3 protein-coding genes are annotated in these 4,122 nt (G+C 22.1%); 1 reads left to right on the top strand and 2 read right to left on the bottom strand.

Features of this window, described 5'->3' with window-relative positions:
* Positions 1 to 541 precede the first annotated feature (541 nt).
* Positions 542 to 2,440 (top strand): hypothetical protein, encoded by a 1,899-nt coding sequence (locus tag Q0V09_RS08600; protein WP_297407354.1) that lies wholly within the window; start codon positions 542 to 544, stop codon positions 2,438 to 2,440.
* A 72-nt stretch (positions 2,441 to 2,512) separates the two neighbouring features.
* Here Q0V09_RS08600 and Q0V09_RS08595 read toward each other — a convergent pair whose 3' ends face one another.
* Complete coding sequence (locus tag Q0V09_RS08595; RefSeq protein ID WP_297407352.1) at positions 2,513 to 3,241, bottom strand: hypothetical protein; 729 nt, start codon at positions 3,239 to 3,241, stop codon at positions 2,513 to 2,515.
* The gene (locus tag Q0V09_RS08590) at positions 3,234 to 3,938 is read right to left on the bottom strand and encodes a ParA family protein (protein WP_297407350.1); all 705 of its coding nucleotides are present in this window, start codon (positions 3,936 to 3,938) and stop codon (positions 3,234 to 3,236) included. The genes Q0V09_RS08595 and Q0V09_RS08590 overlap by 8 nt, the downstream gene beginning before the upstream one ends.
* Positions 3,939 to 4,122 lie beyond the last annotated feature (184 nt).

The following is a 4,122-nucleotide window of genomic DNA, read 5'->3' as shown; positions in this document are numbered from 1 at the left end:
TAAATTTATTTTACAATAATCGAAATTTTATGTCTATATTTATATACTAACACCAATTTCTTATTGAGTATTTTTTAATAAAATTATAAGAGTTGAAATAAAATAAGTTCGTTTGGTTTTTATAGTATTATGAAGTGAAACTTAACTTTAAAATATTATTAAGTTTAAAATGTGGTTTATAGTTGTTTTTTTGTTTATAGTTGTTTATATTGTTGTACTTAAAAAAAAAAGAAATAAAATTGTAAATAAGTATTGATTTTATTGTGCTTTAATAAAATCAAACAAAAAAATTAATAACCGTGGGTGTTGTATATCTATGGACGTAGGTGTTGTATACCTATGGACGTAGGTGCTGTATTAAAAAGACGTAGGTGTTGTATATGTTCGGACCTTAATGTTGTATTCTTTTTATATTAATTAATAGGACGCAGGTGTTGTATATATTAGTATGATTTATATATAAAAAACTTGAACTTTATTATTTATTATAGTAATATATACAGCATATAAGGTTATAAAAATAGAAGAAAGCTGGTGAAAAATGAAAAAATTAAAGGCTCATAATATACCTAGAAACCAAATTATAGATACAGGACCCAGTGAAATTGTTGAAAAATTTTTAGATGTTTCAGAAATAGAAAATGAGAAAAATCATAGTTTAGTAAGAATTGATATTAATATGATTGAATATCCACTTTTTACTAAAAGTACAAGTAAAAAGAAAAATCAAATAATAAGATATTTTTTTAATAGATCAAAAGAAGCTTATATTCAGGTAAATCCGACATCAGGTGATTATATTCCTGGTGAATTAGAAGAAAGAGTTTTTATTTCTCTTTTAAAAATAATGAGGGATAAAAGATATAATAGTATATTTTATACAACAATAAGTGAAATTTTAACAAATATGGGAATTTCCCAAGAGTCATTTAAAGGATTTTATGGTAGAATATCAAAAGCCTTAGTTAGATTATCACAGACAAGTTATACTTTTAAAAATTCATTATACTCAAATAAAATAAAAGGTATAATTGAAGAACAAATAAATACAAATATAATGAATATTCATATGATATCTTTAAAGCAAGCGAAAGATGTAGAAAAAGAGTTATTTACTGATAGAAGAATAAAAGAAATTATAAAAGTATCAATTTCAGAACATTTTTACGATAATATAATAAGAAAAGGGTATTTAGTATATGATTCACAATTACTTTTAAGTATGGATAATCCGATAACAAGAGCTTTATATATGTTAATAAATAAATTAAGATTTAATAGAATGTATATTAAAGTATTATCTATAAACTTAATAAAAAGAATTCCTTTAAGTGAAAATATTCAGAAAATAGGAAGAACTATAAAAGTTATTGAAAAAAGTTGTGAAGAACTAAAAAAAATGGATTTAATTGAAAATTTTAATATTATAAAAAATAGTAAATGGATGGAATCTGAAGTTGAATTTTATTTTAATGATACACATAATGCATTGAAACAATCTTATTTTTATGATGATAAAAATCATTTTGATAATTTGCTAATAACTCATACAGATAGTGGTGTGGATTTAAAAAATGATGGAAATGATTCTTTTCATGCGGTTAAAGCAGAAACGATCGACAGGATTCCAACAAATGAAAAAGTAGAAGAGATATTTAAAATTTTACCAAGTAAAGCAAAAGAATTGAAAACATTACCAAAAGTTATAAAAGATGGAATTAGACAATATGGATTTGATTATATAAGAGATGTTTCTGAATATATGAAAATACAAAAAGTAGGAAATATAAGAAGCTATTTAATTCAAGCATTGGCAAAAGGGTGGGCTGATGAATATATTTTTAATAAAAAGAAAAATACAATACAAATGGACAAAAAAGTAATTAACAGTAATTTAGGAAAAGAAGAATTGATAAATATTGAAAATATAAAGCATATAAATGAAATAAAAAAATTATATGCACAATTAGATAAAGATATCCAGTTAGGAATAGAAGAAAAAGCTTATAAATTATATATTGAAAAATGTGGATTAGAAGGAAAAATTCAAAAAATGGCCTTTAATGCTGCAAAAGATAAATTAATAATTGATTACTTATTAGAAAATATGGATATGTTAAAAATTGATGACATTAAGAATACAGCAGAAGTGGACAAAATATACAAAAAAGAACTTGATGTTATTGAATTAGATTCAATAGAAGAGTCCAAAACTGAAATATCAATAGAAAAAATATATAAAAATATATCAATGTTTCAATTAGAGATATTAGAAATTTTGGAAGGAGAAAATATAAAAGAAGTAAATAATATAATTAGATTATTAAATATAACCAATTTTTTTGAAGGAGAATTAGGAAGATTACATATAACTTTAGAATATAATGAAGAGAAGGAAAGTTATATAAAAATAAAAAAAATAACCATTTGTGATGTATAAACAAAAAGAAGATTTACTTTATTTATATGATAAAGTAAATCTTCTTTTTATTTTATGTGAAGTTTTGCTTAATTAAATTTTTGATTTGTCTAGTAATTTTATAATTTCCTCATTTAATGAATTAATTTTTTTAGAAACAAGTTCAATTCTACTGTTATCTATATTTAAATAATTTGTTTTTATAAGAGTATTTAAATTAGAATTTAAATTAAATAATAATGTATTTATATTTTCAATTTGATTAAAATCAGATTGAGATATAGGTGAAATAGATTTTTTTAATTGAATAAATTCTTTTCTTGTTTTAATTTTTTTTGAAAGAACAGCATCAATTAATTCTCTAGGAGCCGAAGGAATTGAAACTTCATATGTAAGAGATAAAGGTAATGATTCAAAATAAAGTAAATCTTCCTTTGTTTTAATATTTTGAATAATAAAGAAATAACGATTTATTAGTCTTTCTGCATTTTTTTTTCCAATTTTCATATAATTTAGCCATAGGCCAAAAATTCCATTTTTATTATTAGAATATTTATTATTTGCTTCTAATAAAATTTTTCCAATTTGAGTATGATAATTATTTTGAGCTTTGATAAGTAAATTTTCATAATTTAATAAATCAATTTTCATGTTTTCATCAGTAATGGAATTATAATCAAATAGAATATCTTTCGAGTTAAATATTTCTTTTTCAACAGCAGTAATTTGAAATTCTTTGATTTCAAGAGTATTGTTTTCATTTTTCTTTTTAAAAGAATCTTTTTTTAAACGATCTAATACATTGAGCTTTTTATTAATCATTGAGAATTCCTCCTATGATATTACCATATATAGTTTGAAGTTCTTCTGCCTTTTTAGCTTGAGTTTCCCAAATAGTTTTACCTTTTTCAGAAAGTTGTTCTTCAATAACACTTTCAGGAATTGGATTACTTAAAATAACACCAGTGTTATTAAAGAATGATTTTAAATTTATAAAATAATCTTTTGAAATTTTGGTATTTCTATATAAATTAGGAATTATTTGAGTGATTTTATTTCCTTCAGCTTTATCTAAAAGTCTAGTTATACCAGCAGTACTTAATTTATCTAATTTTATAGGAATAATAATCTCATCTGTAATTTCAAGAATAATATCGTTTAAGACATTAAAAACAGGAGCACAGTCAATGATAATGAAGTCATATTTTACTTTTAATACTGAAAATGATTCTTTTATTTTATTTTTTAAATTAATTCCAAAAATATCAGTTTCTACAGGATAATAATCTAAATTTTTTCTAATTTTAATGTGACAGTCTTCAGCTGTTTGTACATAATTTTTAAAACCTTTTCCACCTTCAAACCATCCTCCAAGTAAGATAAGACTATCATTTTGGGCATCAGAGGTAATTAAAGCAGTTTTATAATCTAGCATAGCAAGACCATGTGCAATATTTTTAGATAAAGTTGATTTTCCAACTCCGCCTTTATTATTTTTAATAGTTATTATTTTCCCCATAAATACATTATCTAAAAGTGAACGATAATGTTATTCACCTCCTTTTTTATAATTAGTATAATTTATAAAGGGAAAATAATCAAATTTTTTTATCGTTAAATTTTGAAAAAATTTCGGTAAAAAAATTTGAAAAGACGACAAAATTGTCGCAATAAAATTAAAAGACGACAAAATTGTCGCAATA

The organism is uncultured Cetobacterium sp., from assembly GCF_947039425.1.
Classification (GTDB): Bacteria; Fusobacteriota; Fusobacteriia; order Fusobacteriales; family Fusobacteriaceae; genus Cetobacterium_A.
This window is presented reverse-complemented; position numbering and strand designations above follow the sequence as displayed.

Bases quoted from the DNA above. Each gene is read 5' to 3' on its own strand.
- Q0V09_RS08595 (WP_297407352.1), bottom strand. From the start codon at position 3,241: ATGATTAATAAAAAGCTCAATGTATTAGATCGTTTAAAAAAAGATTCT.
- Q0V09_RS08590 (WP_297407350.1), bottom strand. From the start codon at position 3,938: ATGGGGAAAATAATAACTATTAAAAATAATAAAGGCGGAGTTGGAAAA.
- Q0V09_RS08600 (WP_297407354.1), top strand. From the start codon at position 542: ATGAAAAAATTAAAGGCTCATAATATACCTAGAAACCAAATTATAGAT.